The 13,551-nt window shown below is 68.6% G+C and carries 12 protein-coding genes; 7 read left to right on the top strand and 5 right to left on the bottom strand.

All coding sequences use genetic code 11. The annotated features are described in order from the left end of the window. Positions 1–13 precede the first annotated feature (13 nt). The 4 genes from QLQ86_RS19640 (at position 14) to QLQ86_RS19625 (ending at position 5,612) form a co-directional block, all read left to right on the top strand. Complete coding sequence (locus QLQ86_RS19640; protein ID WP_282818122.1) at positions 14–1,501, top strand: mannitol dehydrogenase family protein; 1,488 nt, start codon at positions 14–16, stop codon at positions 1,499–1,501. Then, positions 1,501–2,988 carry a xylulokinase gene (xylB, locus tag QLQ86_RS19635; RefSeq protein WP_282818121.1) on the top strand — a complete coding sequence of 496 codons (1,488 nt, stop codon included), beginning with the start codon at positions 1,501–1,503 and terminating at the stop codon, positions 2,986–2,988. The genes QLQ86_RS19640 and xylB overlap by 1 nt, the downstream gene beginning before the upstream one ends. A 50-nt stretch (positions 2,989–3,038) precedes the next feature. Further along, positions 3,039–3,989 carry a transaldolase gene (gene tal / locus QLQ86_RS19630; RefSeq protein ID WP_282818120.1) on the top strand — a complete coding sequence of 317 codons (951 nt, stop codon included), beginning with the start codon at positions 3,039–3,041 and terminating at the stop codon, positions 3,987–3,989. Positions 3,990–4,094: 105 nt separating this feature from the next. After that, positions 4,095–5,612, top strand: coding sequence for a mannitol dehydrogenase family protein (locus tag QLQ86_RS19625; protein ID WP_282818119.1), 1,518 nt, complete (start codon positions 4,095–4,097; stop codon positions 5,610–5,612). Here the strand turns inward: QLQ86_RS19625 and QLQ86_RS19620 are convergent. Beyond that, on the bottom strand, positions 5,567–5,878 hold the full coding sequence (locus tag QLQ86_RS19620; RefSeq protein ID WP_282818118.1) for an NGG1p interacting factor NIF3: 312 nt from the start codon (positions 5,876–5,878) through the stop codon (positions 5,567–5,569). The two genes, QLQ86_RS19625 and QLQ86_RS19620, sit on opposite strands and share 46 nt — an antisense overlap. 258 nt (positions 5,879–6,136) lie before the next feature. On the opposite strand from QLQ86_RS19620, the gene QLQ86_RS19615 reads away from it, so the two are divergent. Then, a complete protein-coding gene (locus tag QLQ86_RS19615; RefSeq protein WP_282735554.1) occupies positions 6,137–6,643 on the top strand; it encodes a fasciclin domain-containing protein in 507 nt (168 codons plus the stop codon). Positions 6,644–6,795: 152 nt separating this feature from the next. Continuing rightward, positions 6,796–7,641, top strand: coding sequence for a fructosamine kinase family protein (locus QLQ86_RS19610; protein WP_282818205.1), 846 nt, complete (start codon positions 6,796–6,798; stop codon positions 7,639–7,641). On the opposite strand, the gene cynS is transcribed toward QLQ86_RS19610, so the two are convergent. The 4 genes from cynS to QLQ86_RS19590 are packed head-to-tail and all read right to left on the bottom strand — an operon-like array spanning position 7,626 to position 11,327. After that, a complete protein-coding gene (gene cynS / locus QLQ86_RS19605) occupies positions 7,626–8,066 on the bottom strand; it encodes a cyanase (RefSeq protein ID WP_282735553.1) in 441 nt (146 codons plus the stop codon). The two genes, QLQ86_RS19610 and cynS, sit on opposite strands and share 16 nt — an antisense overlap. Then, positions 8,059–9,021, bottom strand: coding sequence for an ABC transporter ATP-binding protein (locus tag QLQ86_RS19600; protein ID WP_282818117.1), 963 nt, complete (start codon positions 9,019–9,021; stop codon positions 8,059–8,061). The genes cynS and QLQ86_RS19600 overlap by 8 nt, the downstream gene beginning before the upstream one ends. 4 nt (positions 9,022–9,025) lie before the next feature. Then, entirely contained in the window at positions 9,026–9,886 is an 861-nt protein-coding gene (gene ntrB, locus QLQ86_RS19595) for a nitrate ABC transporter permease (protein ID WP_282735551.1), read from the bottom strand. Position 9,887: 1 nt separating this feature from the next. Beyond that, positions 9,888–11,327: a CmpA/NrtA family ABC transporter substrate-binding protein gene (locus QLQ86_RS19590; RefSeq protein ID WP_282818116.1), complete on the bottom strand. Its 1,440-nt coding sequence runs from the start codon at positions 11,325–11,327 to the stop codon at positions 9,888–9,890. A 285-nt stretch (positions 11,328–11,612) separates the two neighbouring features. Between QLQ86_RS19590 and QLQ86_RS19585 the strand changes: the two genes are divergently transcribed. After that, positions 11,613–13,538, top strand: a complete 1,926-nt coding sequence (locus tag QLQ86_RS19585) for a sigma 54-interacting transcriptional regulator (protein ID WP_282818115.1) — start codon at positions 11,613–11,615, stop codon at positions 13,536–13,538. Positions 13,539–13,551 lie beyond the last annotated feature (13 nt).

The raw sequence follows: 13,551 nt of genomic DNA, 5'->3' as shown, positions 1-13,551 counted from the left end.
CAGGAGACCCCGCATGATCCGACTCAACAACGACAATCTCGCCAGGCTCCCCGCCGAGGTCCCCGCGCCATGCCTGGACCGCAAGGCCATCACCGCCGGCATCGTCCACTTCGGCGTCGGTGGCTTCCATCGCGCCCATCAGGCCATGTACCTCGATGCGCTGATGAATCGTGGCGAGGCCCTGGACTGGGGCATCGTCGGCGTCGGCGTGATGCCGTGCGATCGTCGCATGCGCGACGCCCTGGCCGCCCAGGACCACCTCTACACCCTGGTGGTCAAGCATCCCGACGGCCGCCGCGAGCCGCGGGTCATCGCCAGCATGGTCGACTACCTCTTCGCCCCCGACGCCCCGTCAGCGGTGGTGGAGCGCCTCGCCGACCCGGCGATCCGCATCGTCTCACTGACCGTCACCGAGGGGGGTTACAACTTCCACCCGGTGAGCGGGGCGTTCGACCTGGAGGCCCCCGACATCCGCCACGACCTGGCGCACCCCGAGGCGCCGCGCACCACCTTCGGGCTGGTGGTCGAGGGCCTGGCGAGGCGCCGCGAGCGCGGCATCGCCCCCTTCACGCTGATGTCCTGTGACAACATCCAGGGCAACGGCGATGTGGCGAAGGAGACCTTCACCGCCTACGCCCGTGCCCGGGACCCGGCGCTGGCCGCGTGGATCGAGGCTGAAGTGGCCTTCCCCAACGCCATGGTGGACCGCATCACTCCGGTCACCAGCGCGGCCGATATCGCCGAGCTTCGCGAGCGTTTCGGCATCGAGGACGCCTGGCCGGTGGTCTGCGAGCCCTTCACCCAGTGGGTGCTGGAGGACCGCTTCGTCGCCGGGCGCCCGCCGCTGGAGCGGGTTGGCGTGCAGCTGGTGGACGACGTGGTGCCCTACGAGATGATGAAGCTGCGCCTGCTCAACGCCAGCCACCAGGCGCTGGCCTACTTCGGCTATCTCGCCGGCTACCGCCATGCCCATGAGGTGTGCCAGGACCCGCTGTTCGTCGACTTCCTGCTCGGCTACATGCGCCACGAGGCCTCGCCGACCCTGGCCTCGGTGCCGGGCATCGACCTCGAGGAGTACCGCCGGACCCTGATCGAGCGCTTCGCCAACCCCGAGGTACGAGACACCCTGGCCAGGCTCTGTGCCGAGAGCTCGGATCGCATCCCCAAGTGGCTGGTGCCGGTGATCCGCGAGCAGATCGCGCGTGGCGGCGAGATGCATCGCAGCGCCGCGGTGGTGGCCAGCTGGGCGCGCTATGCCGAGGGCGTCGACGAGCAGGGCAAGCCCATCGAGGTGGTGGATCGCCTCAGGGAGGAGCTGATGGCGCTGGCGACACGCAACCGCGAGCGGCCCACGGCCTTCATCGAGAATCGTGAGCTCTTCGGCGACCTGGCCGAGGAGGTGCGCTTCCGCGAGGCCTACGTCGCGGTCCTCACCTCGCTGCACGAGAGGGGCGCACGTGCCACCCTGGAACGGCTGGCAGCGCCAGGAGGGGCGTCCTGATGTACGTCGGCGTGGACTGCGGGACCCAGAGCACCAAGGTGGTGGTGCTGGACCCCGAAGGCGAGCGGATCCTCGGCGAGGCGAGTCGTCCCCACCGCCTGGACGAGGGGGAGGGCGGTCGACGCGAGCAGGCGCCCGCCGACTGGGTCGCGGCCTTTTGCGGCGCGTTCGGGGAGGCCGTGGCGCGGTCCGGTGTCGACGCCCGGGCAATCCGTGCCCTGGGCGTCTCCGGCCAGCAGCACGGGCTGGTGGCACTGGACGCCGCCGGCGAGCCGGTGCACCCCGCCAAGCTGTGGTGCGACACCGAGACTGCGGCCTGGAACGCCGCCCTGGTCGAGCGTCTGGGCGGCGAGGCGGGCTGCCTGGAGAGGCTGGGCCTGGTGTTGCAGACCGGCTACACCGCCTCCAAGCTCGCCTGGCTGCGTGAGGTGCACCCCGAGGCCTATGCGCGCATCGCCACCCTGCTGCTGCCACACGACTACCTCAACTTCTGGCTCACCGGCGAGCGGGTGGCCGAGGCCGGCGACGCCTCCGGCACCGGCTACTTCGATACCCGCACCCGGCGCTGGCGGCACGACGTCCTCGCCGAGATCGCCCCGGAGCTCGACCCGGGCCGGGTGCTGCCGCGACTGATCGGCTCCCGCGAGCCGGCCGGCACCGTGCGCCCCGCGCTGGCCCGCGAGCTGGGGCTGGCCGACGACGTCCTGGTGGCCAGCGGCGGCGGCGACAACATGCTCGGCGCCATCGGCACGGGCAATATCCGCCCGGGGCTGGTGACCCTGAGCCTCGGCACCTCGGGCACCATCTGCGCCCATTCCCCGGAGCCGGTGGTGGACAATCCCCTGGTGGCCAACTTCTGTGCCAGCCATGGCGGCTGGCTGCCGCTGGTCTGCACCATGAACGTCACCTCGGCCACCACGCGGATCCGCGAGCTGTTTGGCCTGGATCTCGCCACCTTCGGCGAGCGGGTGGCGGCCGCGCCCATCGGCGCCGAGGGCGTGACGATGCTGCCCTTCTTCAACGGCGAGCGGGTGCCCATGCTGCCCGAGGCCAGTGCCAGCCTGGACGGCCTGACCAGCGTCAATACCACCCCGGCCAACCTCTGCCGGGCAGTGGTGGAGGGCGCCACCCTGGGTCTTCGCTACGGTCTGGAGCAGTTCGGCCGGCTCACCGAGGGGGTGAGCGAGATCCGCCTGATCGGCGGCGGGGCGCGCAGCCCGGTGTGGCGTCAGATGCTGGCCGACGTCACCGCCAGCCGGGTGGTGTGTCCCGAGGTCACCGACGCCGCGGCCCTGGGCGCCGCCCTGCAGGCGGCCTGGTGTCATCGTGCGGGGGCCGGGGACGGCGAGCTGTCCGAGCTCTGCACGCGCCTGGTGCATCTCGACGAGAGCTCGCGGGCCGAGCCCGACCCGGCGAATGTCGCCGCCTTTGATGAGGTCCATGCCCGCTATCGCCGGTGCCTGGCCGAGCGTCACGCCGTGACCTGAGCCTCACCCATCGCATCGCACTTCCCCCTACCGCATACGAGGAGATCCCCATGATGACCCGACTCGACAGCCTCAAGACCCACTCCCTGGTGGTTGCCGACACCGGCGACCTGGACGCCATCAAGCGCTACCGGCCCCACGACGCCACCACCAATCCCTCGTTGCTGCTCAAGGCCTTCGACCTGCCGGGCTACCAGGCCCTGATCGACGAAGAGCTTGCCGCCGTCAAGGCGGAGGTCGCCGACCCCGAGGCGCGCCTTGCGCAGGCGGTGGATCGTCTGGCCGTGGCCAAGGGCGCCGAGATCGCCCGCCACATCCCTGGGCGGATCTCCACCGAGGTGGCCGCGCGCCTCTCCTTCGACGAGGAGGCCAGCGTGCGCAAGGCCCATGAACTGATCGAGCGCTACGACCGGCGCGGCGTGGGCCGCGATCGCGTGCTGATCAAGCTGGCCTCCACCTGGGAGGGCATCCGCGCCGCCGAGCGACTCGAGCGCGAGGGCATCCAGTGCAACCTGACCCTGCTGTTCAGCGAGGCCCAGGCCCGGGCCTGCTTCGACGCCGGGGTCTTCCTGGTCTCGCCCTTCGTCGGCCGGGTCACCGACTGGTACAAGAAGGAGACCGGCAAGGAGTACGCGCCGGAGGAGGACCCCGGGGTGCGCTTCGTGCGCGGCGTCTGCGAACTCGTCGGGCGCGGCGGCTATGACACCGTGGTGATGGGGGCGAGCTTCCGCACCGTCGGCCAGGTGCTGGCGCTGGCCGGCTGCCCGCGGCTGACCATCTCCCCCGCGCTGCTCGAGGAACTGGCGGCGGAGGAGGGCGAGGTGGCCCCGGCGGTGACGATCCCCGCCGCCGCCGAGCGACCTGCGCCCCTCGACGAGCCCGCCTTCCGCTGGGGCCATAACCAGGACGCCATGGCCAACGACAAGCTGGCCGAGGGCATCCGCCGCTTCGACGAGGACCAGCGCACCCTGGAGGCGCGCCTCGCCGACCGGCTCGGGTGAGCGCGGAAGGGCAAGCGCCGAGCAGGGGTGCGCCGTCGGCCCGATATGCGGATAATGACAGCGACCGACGTCGCCCGGCCCCCCGCAGGGTCAGGAGGAGATCCCATGGCGCTGCCACTCTCGCAGCAGACCCTTGCCGCCCTCGGCCAGGACGTCGGGGTGCCGAGCTATGACCGTCGCCAACTGCGCCCCGGGGTCCTGCACATCGGGCTGGGCAACTTCCATCGCTCGCACATGGCGACCTACCTGGACCGCCTCTTCGCGCAGGGCGAGGCCCATGACTGGGCGGTGATCGGCGCCGGCGTGATGCCGGCCGATGCGCGGATGCGCCGGCGCCTGCGCGCCCAGGACTGGCTCTCCACCGTGGTCGACCTCGACCCCGAGGGGAGCTCGGCCCGGGTGGTTGGCGCCATGGTCGATTTCGTGCCGGTGGCCTCGTCGGCCATCGTCAGGGCCCTGGTCGACCCCGGTGTGCGCATCGTCTCGCTGACCATCACCGAGGGCGGCTACTTCCTCGATCCTGCCACCGGGCGGTTCGATGCGGCCCATCCGCGGGTCCTCGCCGATGCCGCCGACCTGCGACGCCCCGGCACCCTCTTCGGCATGCTGGTCAAGGCGCTGGCCGAGCGTCGGGCCAGGGGGCTTGGGCCCTTCACGGTGCTCTCCTGCGACAACCTGCCCGGCAACGGCGCGGTCACGCGCAGCGTTGTGGTCGGCCTCGCCGAGCGGGTCGACCGCGACCTTGCCGCCTGGATTCGGCGCGAGGTGAGCTTCCCCAACGCCATGGTCGACTGCATCACGCCGCGCACCACCGCCCGCGAGCGCGAGCTGGTCAGCCGCCGCTTCGGCATCGAGGATGCCGCCCCGGTGGTATGCGAGCCCTTTCGCCAGTGGGTGGTGGAGGACCGGTTCTGCGCCGGTCGCCCACCGCTGGAGCGAGTCGGCGTCGAGTTCGTCCACGAGGTCTCGGGTCACGAGACGATGAAGCTGAGGCTCCTCAACGCCGGTCACGCCAGCATCGCCTATGTCGCGGCCCTGCTGGGCTACCGACAAGTGCACGCTGCCATGGGCGACCCGGACATCCGCGACTGGCTGGGCGCGCTTCAGGAGCGCGAGATCCTGCCCGTGCTCAGGCCGGTCGAGGGCCTGGACTATGATGCCTATCGCGCGCGGATCATGGAGCGCCTGGCCAATCCCGAGATTGGCGACACCATCTCGCGGCTCTGTGCCAGCGGCTCGGCGCGACAGCCCAAGTTCATCCTGCCAGCGCTTCGCGACGCTCTTGGCCGTGGCCTGCCCGTGGAGGGCCTGGCCCTCGAGCTGTCGCTGTGGTGCCACTATTGCCGAGTGGCCGACGACACCCCGGGAATGTCGCCGCTCGCCGACCCCCTGTCGTCACGCCTGAGGGCGGGGGCACGGGAATCCGCCAAGTCGCCCTGGGCCTTCCTGGGGATCCGGGAGGTGTTCCACGACCTGGCCGAGTCGCCCCGGCTGCGGACGGCCTTCGCCGTCTGGCTGGAAGTGATCGAGGCCCGGGGGCCGCGTGCGGCGATCCGGCGCTATATCGACCGGGGCGATCACAAGTCCGCCAGCCGCCAGACGTCGAAGGCCGGCTCCTCGTAGGGATGGGCTGCCGTTAGGGCGGCCACCGCCTCACCGATCAGCGCATCCTCGCAGACCAGTTCCACCTTCAGCTCCTCCACCTGCTCCAGGTCGCCGACCCGCCCGATGTGCGGGTCGGCGCCCTCCAGCGGCCGGAACTGTCCCATGCCCTGCGTCTGGAAGCAGCAGGCCTCGTAGTCGCCGATGCGCCCGGCCCCCGTGGCGAAGAGGGCTTCCTTGACAGCCTCGGCGTCCGCGACGGGCACGAAGAACGCCAACTTGTACATGGTCTCTACTCCTCTGGCCTGGATGAATGTCCTTCCTTTGTGCCATATCACGGCGCTGGCGTCAGCCGTGCCGCGCCTCTTCCTGCTCACGAGCAGGAGGTCGGTTGCCCTGGGGCGATGGGAAAAATAATACTTGTCCAATAGCTATACAGTGACTAAGTTGTGTATAGGTTGAAGCCGAGGATGGCCACCGACCTGAAGCCACGAAACCCACCGGTCGCGACGCGTCCGGGGTCAGCCAAAGAGGAAGAGTGCCCCATGAAGACCTTCACCACTCCTGTTTCCCAGTTCATCGGCGCCGGCGTGCTGGGCCTTATGCTCGCCGGCGGCGTGCAGGCCGACAACCACGGCATGAAGAAGGACATCGTCGACACCGCGGCGGGTGCGGGCCAGTTCGAGACCCTGGTGGCCGCAGTTGAGGCGGCTGGCCTGGTCGAGACCCTCAAGGGCGAGGGACCCTTCACCGTCTTCGCCCCGACCGACGAGGCCTTCGCCGCCCTGCCGGATGGCACCGTGGAGTCCCTGCTCGAGCCGGAGAACCAGGAGCAGCTGCAGGCGATCCTCACCTACCACGTGGTGCCCGGCAAGATCATGGCGGAGGACGCCATGGCGGCCGACAGCGCCACCACCGTGCAGGGCCAGGACATCACCATCACCACCATGGACGGTAGTGTGATGATCAATGATGCCACCGTGGTCCAGGCCGACATCGAGGCCAGCAACGGCGTCATCCACGTGATCGACGGCGTGCTGATGCCCGAGTGATCCCGGCATCCCGATCGGGTCTACACCCTGTTCCTTGCTTGAATGCCCCTTCTGGCCGCCTCCGGGCGGTCTTTTTTCGTCCCGGTTTTGACAGTCTTCTATGGACTGGCGACCCTCATGGCATTGAATCAAGGGAGCCTTGCCTCATGTCGATCGACGAGACCCTCGCCTCCCTGCTGTCGGATGCCGGACTGACGCCAAGGGGCGAGACGCAGCCATTGGGAGGCGGCGATATTGCCGAGGTCTTCCGCCTGGCGACCGACCAGGGCGAGGTGGTGGTCAAGCGCGACGACCCCGAGCGGCTGGCCGGCGAGGCCGAGGGCCTGCGGGCGCTGCGCGAGGCTCGCAGCGGGCTGATCGTGCCCGAGGTGCTGGGCGAGGCGGGGGGCTATCTGGTCATGGAGGCATTGACGCCGGGGCGCTCCCCCGGTGACGAGGCGAGTCTCGGCGAGGGGCTGCGCCGGCTCCATGCGGAGACCGGCGACGCCCACGGCTGGCCGCGGGACAATGCCTGCGGGCGTACGCCCCAACCCAATGCCCCGCTGCCCGACGGCCGCGCCTTCCAGCGCGATCGCCGCCTGCTGCCCCTGGTTGATGCCTGCCAGGCGCGAGGGCTGATGGAGAGTCGGCTGCGCGCTCGTATCGAGGCCATCGCCCATGGCCTGGAGGCCTGGCTGCCGGATGCCCCGGCGAGCCTGGTGCATGGCGACCTGTGGTCGGGCAACGTGCTCTACACCCCGCAGGGGCCGGCGCTCATCGACCCCGCGGTCTATCGCCACTACCCGGAGGTGGATCTCGCCATGCTGACGCTGTTCGGCTCACCCGGGGAGGCCTTCTTCGAGGCCTACTGGAACGGTGGCGCCCCGGCCGACTGGCCGGGGCGCGAGACACTCTTCCAGCTCTACCCCCTGCTCAACCACCTGCTGCTGTTCGGCGGAGGCTATCGTGGCGCGGTCGACCGGGCAGTATCGCGGCTGGAAGCCTACCAGGCCTTGTAGGGCAGGAACTTCCCGCTCAGGGTCAGCAGCACGCGGTCGCCCTTGGGGTCCTCGACCTTGTCGACCTCCATGGTGAAGTCGATGGCGCTCATGATGCCGTCGCCGAACCTCTCCTGGACCACGTCCTTGAGGGTCTCGCCATAGACGCCCACCACCTCGTAGAGGCGGTAGATAAAGGGGTCCTGGGGAATTGCCTCGTCCCAGGCCTTGGTCGGGAAAGTCGTCAGCGCCTCGGCGGCCTCGGCATCGACACCCAGCACGTCGCACAGCTTGTGGGCGACCGCGTGGCTGGCACTGTTCATGCCGTAGCAGGCGGACGCCACCCACACCGGTGACATGCCGACGGCGGAGGCGATGTCGTCCCAGCTCATCTTCTTGCGAGCCTTGGCGGCGAGCAGGGTGTGGCGCATCTCGAGCTTATCCATGATGAGTCTCCTTGAGGGTGATGGTGGCCAGCTTGCTGGCGGGAGTGCGGGATGACGGGGCATCCGCGTTGGTGGTAGCGGAGGCGTCGGGCTCCCCGTCCCGTTCGTCGACCGGGTTGACCGCTCGCGGATAATGCAGGCCGCGCCGGTCGAGGTCGGCGGTGCGCAGCTCACCCGAGCGATTCACCAGGAAATCGACCAGGTAGTTGCGGATTCTGTAGTAGTGCGGGTGCTTGACGATCTCGGCACGCGAGCGGGGGCGGGGCAGGTCGATCTCCACGGCCTCGGCGATGCGCGCCTGGGGGCCGTTGGTCATCAGCAGGATGCGGTCGGCCAGCAGGATCGCCTCGTCCACGTCGTGGGTGATCATGAACACCGTCTGGCGATCCTGGCCCCAGATCTTGACCAGTTCGTCCTGGATCACCCCGCGGGTGAGGGCATCCAGTGCCCCGAAGGGCTCGTCGAGCAGCAGCAGTTCCGGCTTGGTGGCAAAGGCCCGGGCGATGCTCACGCGCTGGCGCATACCGCCCGAGAGCTGGGCGGGCTTGCGGTCGACCACGTCCGCCAGCCCGACCATCTCCAGGTAGGCGAGGCTGTGCTCGGTGACCCGGGACTCGTCCCACGCCCTCCAGCGGGCGCGCACCCCGAACCTCACGTTCTCCAGCGCGGTGAGCCACGGCAGCAGGCTGTAGTTCTGGAATACCACGCCACGCTCCAGGCTCGGACCGTTGATCTCGCGGCCATCCATGATCATCGCGCCGTCGCTCAGGCTGTCGAGCCCGGCCAGGGCGTTCATGATGGTCGACTTGCCGCAGCCGGAGTGGCCGATGATGCAGACGAACTCCCCCTTGTCGAGCTGGAAGCTGACGTTCTCGAATACCGTGAGCGCCTCTTCCCCCTTGGCACCGGGGAAGCGCTTGGCGGCTTGCTGGACTTCCACGAAGGCATGGGTCATGGGATTACTCCTGATAGGTGACCAGTCGGGCGATGGACGACAGCGCCAGGTCGAGCAGCATGCCCACCACGCCGATCATCAGGATCGAGAAGATCACGCTGGTCAGGTCGAGGTTGTTCCACTCGTTCCACACGTAGTAGCCGATGCCGGTACCGCCCACGAGCATCTCGGCGGCCACGATCACCAGCCAGGCGATGCCGATGGAGATGCGCATGCCGGTGAGGATGGTCGGGGCCGCGGCGGGCAGGATCACCTTGAAGGCGGTCTTCAGCGGCGATAGCTCGTGGGTGCGGGCCACGTTGACCCAGTCCTGCCTGACCCCCGCCACGCCGAAGGCGGTATTGAGCAGCATCGGCCAGATCGAGCAGATGAAGATCACGAAGATCGCCGAGGCCTCGGAGTCGCGGATGATGAACAGCGCCAGCGGCATCCAGGCCAGCGGCGAGATCGGGCGCAGCACCTGGATGTAGGGGTTGAGCGCCTTGTACATCAGCGGCGACATGCCGATCAGAAAGCCGATCGGGATGGCGATCACCGCGGCCAGCAGGTAGCCGGTCAGCACCCGGTAGAGCGAGTAGCCCAGCTGAATGCCGATGCCCTTGTCGTTGGGGCCGGCATCGTAGAAGGGGTTGGAGAGCTCCTCCCAGGCCCGCGTGAGGATCTCGGAGGGCGGCGGTACCTTGGCGGTCTCGTCGGCCCCGCCCATCAGCTTCTCGTATTCGCTGAGTTCGGCCCCGCCGCCGCCCAGCGCAGGCACATGGTTGAGCCCCTCCCAGAGCCCCAGCAGCACGGCCAGCATGACCACGGCGAGGATGCCGGCGCGCAGGTTGAGGCTGAACTTCCACTCGGTGGTCGTGCGGTCCATGTCAGCTCCTCCGGATCGCGAAGCTCTCGACATAGGCTTCGGGCTGGGTGTAGTCGAAGGTCTTGCCCATGATTTGGTAGTTGCGCGAGGTTTCCCCGGGCGTCTCGTAGCCCAGTTCGCGCATGACCTTCTCGGCATCGGTGGCCAGGTAGACGTCGCGCGCCACCTGCTGGTAGTCCACATCGCCCTCGATATAGCCCCAGCGCTTCATCTGGGTGAGGATCCACACCGCCATGGAGTGCCAGGGGAAGGGATCGAAGTCGATGCGGTCAGGGACGTTCTGCACGCCACCCAGGCCATCGGCGTAGCGTCCGGTGAGGACCTGCTCGATCACCGTGACCGGCTGGTTCAGGTAGTTGGTGGGGGCGATGGCCTCGGCAATCTCCGAGCGGTTCTCGGGGTTGGAGGAGTACTGGGTGGCATCGATGATCGCCCGCAGCAGCGCGCCGTAGGTGTTGGGGTTCTCGGTGGCGAAGCGCTGGCTGGTGGCGAAGGCGCAGCAGGGGTGGCCGTCCCAGATCTCCTTGGTGAGCAGGTGGATGAAGCCGATTCGCTCGAACACCGCGCGCTGGTTGAAGGGGTCCGGCGACAGGAAGCCGTCGATGTTGCCGGCGCGCAGGTTGGCGACCATCTCGGGGGGCGGGATCACCCGGATCTGGATGTCCTGGTCGGGGTCCAGGCCATGCTCGGCGACGTAGTAGCGCAGCAGGAAGTTGTGCATCGAGTACTCGAAGGGCACGCCGAAGGTGAAGTCCTTCCACTGCCGGGGGTCGCGCTTGTCCTGGTGGTCGTTGTGCAGCACGATCGCCTGGCCGTTGATGTTCTCCACCGCCGGCATGATGAAGGGCTCGGGATTGGAGCCGGCGCCCAGCGTCATCGCCAGCGGCATCGGCGTCAGCATGTGGGCGGCGTCGTATTCGCGGTTGAGTGACTTGTCGCGGGCCACCGCCCAGCCGGCGGTCTTGATCACCGAGACATCCAGGCCGTAGCGCTCGTAGAAGCCCATGGGGTGGGCCATGATGATCGGTGTGGCGCAGGTGATCGGCACGAAGCCGACATCGAGGCGGGTCTTCTCCAGCGGTCCCAGGTCCTCCTTCACGGCGGCCTTGATGGCGTCCATCGGCAGCAGCGTCGCCAGGGCCGCGGCCACGGTGCCGCCGCCCACCAGCTTCATGAACTGGCGGCGATGCATGTCGCTGTGGCCGAACATTCCCCGCACCAGCGCGCTCTCCACCATGCGGTCCAGCATCGCCTCCTGGCCCTGTGGCGTGGCTCGGGCCACGGGGGCCGTCACCTGCGGCGAATCGTCGTGATGGTGCGGGGAGGCGGGTGCCCGTGCGTCATCGGAGCACGCCTGGCAGTCGCAGTGCCGTCCATGGATCAGCGATTGGCGGTGGTCGAAGGGGTTACCCAGACTGTTGTGATCGTTGTTCATGGTCATGTCACGTCGCTCGTGCTGTGGAAGGAGGCGCATGCGCCAGGGTGGTGCATGCCTGGCGCGGCGGGTGTGTTCTCCCAGAACACTGCGAAGCACGTGCCATCACGAGGCGTGATGGAAAAAAACGATAAGAGTCAGAAGGTTGTTTGTTGCGCTGCGAGTCAAGCTCGTCCGGCCCGCCCGTGACGAGATCTCGTCAATCACGAGATCTCGTTGAAAGAATGACGATTTTTCGTCATTGGCCCGGCGCTTGTATGTGCAGGGACATCGCTTGCCGAGGAGCTCTGCATGCCTGCCACCGCCGTCGCCGCACTGCCGTTGTCCCAGCAGGTCTTTGCCCGCGCGCCCCAGGCGCTGGTGGTGGTCGACCCCGTGGCCGACCGGCTGATCTCGGCCAACGAGGCCGCCAGCCGCCTGCTGGGGGACGCGGCGCCCGCGCTGGTCGAGCGCCCCTTCAGTCATTTCCTGGGGGCGACCCTGCCGCTGTGGGTCTGCTTCACCGACGAGGCGCTGAGCCGCTCGTCGGCCTGGTCGGATGACCTGGTGCTCCTCGACCTCAAGCGTCAGCCTCGCCATGTGGAGGTGCAGGCCCAGGTCCTCGACGAGGGGCTGCTGCTGCTGACCCTGGTCGACCGCCAGAAGGCGGAGCAGCGACGCGCCCGGGCCGAGCTGCGCCGCCAGCATCGCCGCGGCCAGGTGGGGTGGGAGCGTGTCGAGCAGGTCTTCGAGCGTATCGAGCGCCAGAACCAGCTGATCCTTGGCGCGGCGGGCGAGGGCATCTACGGCCTGGATGCCGAGGGCCGTACCACCTTCGTCAATCCCGCGGCCGAGCGTATCCTCGGCTGGAGCAGCGAGGATATGGTCGGCCACGGTGCCCACCAGCTGTTTCACCACACCCAGGCCGACGGCAGCCACTTTCCGGTACAGCAGTGCCCGATTCATGCCTCGTTCAGCGATGGCCAGGTGCATCGCGTCGACGACGAGGTGTTCTGGCACAAGAACGGCGAGGCGATCCCGGTGGAGTACACCAGCACGCCGATCTTCGAGATGGGGCGCCTGGTGGGCGCGGTGGTGCTGTTTCGCGATATCCGCGAACGCAAGCGGGCCGAACAGCAGCTGCGTGATGCGCTGGCCGAGGTGGGGTCGCTCAAGCGGCGGCTCGAGCTCGAGAACCAGTACCTGCAGGAGGAGATCAAGGCGGAGCTGAACCACCGGGAGATCGTCGGCGAGAGTGCCGCCGTGTCCCACCTGATACAGCAGATCGCGCTGGTGGCGCCCACCGATGCCAATGTGCTGGTCAGCGGCGAATCGGGCACCGGCAAGGAGCTGATCGCCCGCGCCATCCATGCCGGCGGCACGCGCAGCGATCGTCCGCTGATTCGCGTCCACTGTGCGGCGATTCCCCGCGACCTGTTCGAGAGCGAGTTCTTCGGACATGTGAAGGGGGCCTTCACCGGCGCGGTGAGCGACCGCCCCGGGCGCTTCGAACTGGCCGATGGCGGCACGCTGTTTCTCGACGAGGTGGGCGAGATCCCGCTGGAACTGCAGAGCAAGCTTCTGCGGGTGCTGCAGGACCAGCAGTTCGAGCGGGTGGGCGAGAATCGCACCCGCGAGGTCGATGTGCGGGTGATCGCGGCCACCAACCGCGAGCTGCGCGAGATGGTCGAGGCGGGGGCATTTCGCGAGGACCTCTACTTCCGACTCAATGTCTTTCCCATCGTCTCGGTGCCGTTGCGCGAACGCGCCGAGGACGTGCCCCTGCTGGCGCGGCACTTCCTGGTGCGCGCCTGCCAGAAGTTCAACAAGCCGGGGGTGCGTCTTCCGCCCGCCCAGTTGGAGGTGCTCAAGCGCTATCCCTGGCCGGGCAACATTCGCGAGTTGGAGAACGTGATCGAGCGACAGGTCATCGTTGCCCAGGGGCAGCGGCTGGCCTTCGACGACCTGCTGGCACCAGACGCGGCGGTGCCGGTCGCGCCTGAGGGGGAGGAGGCCAGCGTGTCGGGACCCCTGGCGGAGGAGAACGAGGCAACGCTGCTTACCGAGCCTGAGCTCCTCCGCCGTCAGCGCGCGAGTGCGGTGGCGGCCCTGCGCGCCTGCGCGGGCAAGGTGTCGGGTCAGGGCGGGGCCGCCGAGCTGCTGGGCCTCAAGCCGACGACCCTGCGTTCGCGCCTCAAGGCGTGGCGGATCGACCCCCGCGACTACCGGGCATCCTGAGGCCCATGGCCTT

The sequence above is a fragment of the Halomonas rhizosphaerae genome (genome assembly GCF_030012485.1).
GTDB classification, from domain to species: domain Bacteria; phylum Pseudomonadota; class Gammaproteobacteria; order Pseudomonadales; family Halomonadaceae; genus Halomonas; species Halomonas rhizosphaerae.
The sequence above is the reverse complement of the archived record's forward strand: the minus strand, read 5'-3'. Positions and strand labels throughout refer to the sequence as shown.

What these genes read in the sequence shown, in the direction of transcription:
- QLQ86_RS19615 (WP_282735554.1), top strand. Translation starts at nt 6,137, where the DNA reads ATGAAGACCTTCACCACTCCTGTTTCCCAGTTCATCGGCGCCGGCGTG.
- QLQ86_RS19640 (WP_282818122.1), top strand. Translation starts at nt 14, where the DNA reads ATGATCCGACTCAACAACGACAATCTCGCCAGGCTCCCCGCCGAGGTC.
- QLQ86_RS19620 (WP_282818118.1), bottom strand. Translation starts at nt 5,878, where the DNA reads ATGTACAAGTTGGCGTTCTTCGTGCCCGTCGCGGACGCCGAGGCTGTC.
- cynS (WP_282735553.1), bottom strand. Translation starts at nt 8,066, where the DNA reads ATGGATAAGCTCGAGATGCGCCACACCCTGCTCGCCGCCAAGGCTCGC.
- QLQ86_RS19590 (WP_282818116.1), bottom strand. Translation starts at nt 11,327, where the DNA reads ATGACCATGAACAACGATCACAACAGTCTGGGTAACCCCTTCGACCAC.
- tal (WP_282818120.1), top strand. Translation starts at nt 3,039, where the DNA reads ATGATGACCCGACTCGACAGCCTCAAGACCCACTCCCTGGTGGTTGCC.
- ntrB (WP_282735551.1), bottom strand. Translation starts at nt 9,886, where the DNA reads ATGGACCGCACGACCACCGAGTGGAAGTTCAGCCTCAACCTGCGCGCC.
- QLQ86_RS19625 (WP_282818119.1), top strand. Translation starts at nt 4,095, where the DNA reads ATGGCGCTGCCACTCTCGCAGCAGACCCTTGCCGCCCTCGGCCAGGAC.
- QLQ86_RS19585 (WP_282818115.1), top strand. Translation starts at nt 11,613, where the DNA reads ATGCCTGCCACCGCCGTCGCCGCACTGCCGTTGTCCCAGCAGGTCTTT.
- xylB (WP_282818121.1), top strand. Translation starts at nt 1,501, where the DNA reads ATGTACGTCGGCGTGGACTGCGGGACCCAGAGCACCAAGGTGGTGGTG.
- QLQ86_RS19600 (WP_282818117.1), bottom strand. Translation starts at nt 9,021, where the DNA reads ATGACCCATGCCTTCGTGGAAGTCCAGCAAGCCGCCAAGCGCTTCCCC.